This is a genomic window from Terriglobales bacterium, from assembly GCA_035624475.1.
GTDB lineage: Bacteria > Acidobacteriota > Terriglobia > Terriglobales > Acidobacteriaceae > DASPRL01.
Genome location: DASPRL010000083.1, coordinates 1 through 2,652, shown reverse-complemented (window position 1 = coordinate 2,652; position 2,652 = coordinate 1). Strand labels below are relative to the sequence as shown.

4 protein-coding genes are annotated in these 2,652 nt (G+C 68.4%); all 4 read right to left on the bottom strand.

Annotated features, from left to right (window positions below):
• Positions 1–678 (bottom strand): ACP S-malonyltransferase (gene fabD, locus VEG08_03625; GenBank protein ID HXZ27071.1); only part of this gene is annotated, 678 nt, incomplete at its 3' end.
• A 12-nt stretch (positions 679–690) separates the two neighbouring features.
• Positions 691–1,749: a phosphate acyltransferase PlsX gene (plsX, locus tag VEG08_03620; protein HXZ27070.1), complete on the bottom strand. Its 1,059-nt coding sequence runs from the start codon at positions 1,747–1,749 to the stop codon at positions 691–693.
• A gap of 62 nt (positions 1,750–1,811) precedes the next feature.
• Positions 1,812–1,997, bottom strand: coding sequence for a 50S ribosomal protein L32 (gene rpmF, locus VEG08_03615; GenBank protein HXZ27069.1), 186 nt, complete (start codon positions 1,995–1,997; stop codon positions 1,812–1,814).
• A gap of 27 nt (positions 1,998–2,024) precedes the next feature.
• Complete coding sequence (locus tag VEG08_03610) at positions 2,025–2,576, bottom strand: DUF177 domain-containing protein (GenBank protein ID HXZ27068.1); 552 nt, start codon at positions 2,574–2,576, stop codon at positions 2,025–2,027.
• Between the last annotated feature and the right edge of the window lie 76 nt (positions 2,577–2,652).

Here is a 2,652-nt window from a genome sequence, read left to right as displayed (position 1 = left end):
GAACTCGAGCGCCTTCAGGTCGGCGGCCAGGCGCTCCTGCGCCGGCCGCATCAGCGAGCAATGGAAGGGCGCGCTCACCGGCAGCAGGATGGCGCGCTTGGCGCCGCGCTGCTTGGCCAGCTCGGCGGCGCGCTCGACCGCAGCCTTGCTTCCCGAGATCACGATCTGGTCGGGCGAGTTGATGTTGGCGGGCTCGCAAACCTCGCCCTGCGCCGCCTCATCGCAGACCTTCTTCAATTCCTCCAAAGGCATGCTCAGGACCGCAGCCATGGCGCCCGCGCCCACCGGCACCGCCTCCTGCATGTAGCGGCCGCGCTGGCGCACCGTGCGCACCGCATCGGCGAAAGCCAGCGTGCCCGCGGCCACGTGCGCCGAGTACTCGCCCAGGCTGTGCCCGGCGACGAACTGCGCCTTCGCGCCCTTCTCTCCGAGCACCCGCCACGCCGCCACCGACACGGTCAGGATGGCCGGCTGCGTGATCTCGGTGAGCTTCAGCTTTTCTTCCGGGCCTTCGAAGCAGAGCTGGGAGAGTGGCATGCCCAGCGCGGTGTCGGCCTCCTCGAAGGTCTGGCGCGCGACCGGATACTTCTCCGCTAACTCGCGTCCCATGCCCACAGCCTGGGAGCCCTGGCCGGGGAAGAGGAAGGCGACGGGCGCAGTGGTGCCGGAGCCGGTCATAGAGAGGATGTCCTAGATCTCGGGGCTGGCGGCCGCGGCGGCGACGAACTCTCCGTTGCGGCTGCCGTTGCGGGTCTCGGCGATGCCCGCTTCGATCTTCTGGTTCAGGTTGGCGGTGGCGAATTCCGCCGCCACCCGCACCGCGTTCTTGATGGCGTTGGAGTTGGAGGAGCCGTGGCTCACGATGCACGCTCCCTTCACTCCCAGCAGCGGCGCGCCCCCGTATTCCGAGTAATCCAGCCGTTTCTTGAAGTCGGCGAAGGCGCGGCGCGAGAGCAGGAAGCCCACCTGGCTGCTGATGGTGGCCTTGAGCGACTCCTTGAGCAGGTAGCTCACGGTGTTGACCAGGCCCTCGGAGATCTTCAGGGCCACGTTGCCCACGAAGCCGTCGCACACGATGACGTCCATCTTGCCGTTGTAGAGGTCGCGGCCCTCCACGTTGCCCACGAAGTTCAGCGGCAATCGCTTGAGCAGAGCATGGGCGGCGCGGGTCAACTCGTTGCCTTTGGATTCCTCCTCGCCGATGGAGAGCACGCCCACCCGCGGGCGCTGGCGTCCCAGGATGGCGCGCGCGTAGATCTCGCCCATGATGGCGAACTGCTCCAGATGGTGGGGCCGGCAGTCCACGTTGGCGCCCACGTCGAGCAGGATGGAGGCGGTGCCTTCGGAGGTGGGGAAGACGGCGGCCAGCGCCGGGCGGTCCACCCCCGGCAGCGGCCCCAGCACCATCTTGGCGGCGGCCATGGCGGCGCCGGTGTTGCCGGCGGTGACGAAGCCGGCGGCCTTGCCGTCGCGCACCAGCCGCAGCCCCACCCGCATGGAAGAGTCGCGCTTGGAGCGCACCGCCTTCACCGCCTTTTCGTGCATGCCGATGACTTCGGTGGCGTTGACGACTTCGACGGGCAGGAAGTGCGAAGAAAGATGGCGGCGGAGTTCGGCGCGCAGCAGGGCTTCCGGACCCACCAGCAGCACCTTGACGTCGTAGTTGCGGGCGGCCAGGATCGCCCCCTCGATCTCCGGCCTGGGGGCGCGGTCCGAGCCCATCGCGTCGACGGCTATGACGGTCGGCATCGTGGTGGCAGCCACCTCCCCCTTCCCCGCGAAGGCCGGGAGGGGACCCTAGCTTACGCCTTCTACTTGGTCTCTTCCACTTCCACGACTTCGCGGCCCTTGTAGTACCCGCACTTGGGACAGGCGCGGTGGGGCAGCTTGCGCTCGTGGCAGTTGGGGCACTCGGAGAGGGAGTGCGCGGTCAGGAAGTCGTGGGCGCGCCGCTTGGCGGTACGCGCCTTGGAGTGTCGCCGTTTCGGATTCGCCATAAAAACCTCGAAATCTCTCGTTGCGGGCTACTTGCCCAGCTTCTCTTTCAAGTTCTTAAGCTCCGACCATCTCGGGTCGGGCTCGGGAGCGGTGCACGCGCACGCCTCCAGGTTCAGGTTACGCCCGCAGCGCGGGCACAGCCCCTTGCACTCCTCGCGGCAAACCGCCTTGAGCGGCAGCCCCAGCAGCACCTGCTCGCGCAGCACGTCCTCGAGCAGCAGGCCCTCGCCGGTGTAGTACCCGACCTCGGCCTCGGTCACGCCCACCTCGCGCTCGTCCACCCCGGCATCCGAGCCCAGGGGACGGTAGAGCAGGTCGAAGCTGGCGGCCACCTGGCGGGCCACCGGCTCCAGGCAGCGCGCGCACTTCAGTTCCAGGTGCGCCGCCACCTCCCCCACCAGCCGGATGTCGGCCAGCACGCCCTTCTTGCCGCGGTGCTCCTCCACCAGCTCGGCGCGGCCGCTGGCGTGCAGCGGCTCGGCCTGGCGGACGTCGGGGCCCAAGTCGATCGCCTCCGGCGGGAACTGCTGGTGAAACTCCAGGGTGCGGAGTTCCAGGTCATGAATGCTGATGAACATCGCGAAACCCGGGCGCGAGGCCGGCCCCAGGAAGATTCCCGCCTATAGCCGCAAACCGTAAGAATACAGGGGAGTT

What these genes read in the sequence shown, in the direction of transcription:
- plsX (HXZ27070.1), bottom strand. Translation starts at nt 1,749, where the DNA reads ATGCCGACCGTCATAGCCGTCGACGCGATGGGCTCGGACCGCGCCCCC.
- rpmF (HXZ27069.1), bottom strand. Translation starts at nt 1,997, where the DNA reads ATGGCGAATCCGAAACGGCGACACTCCAAGGCGCGTACCGCCAAGCGG.
- VEG08_03610 (HXZ27068.1), bottom strand. Translation starts at nt 2,576, where the DNA reads ATGTTCATCAGCATTCATGACCTGGAACTCCGCACCCTGGAGTTTCAC.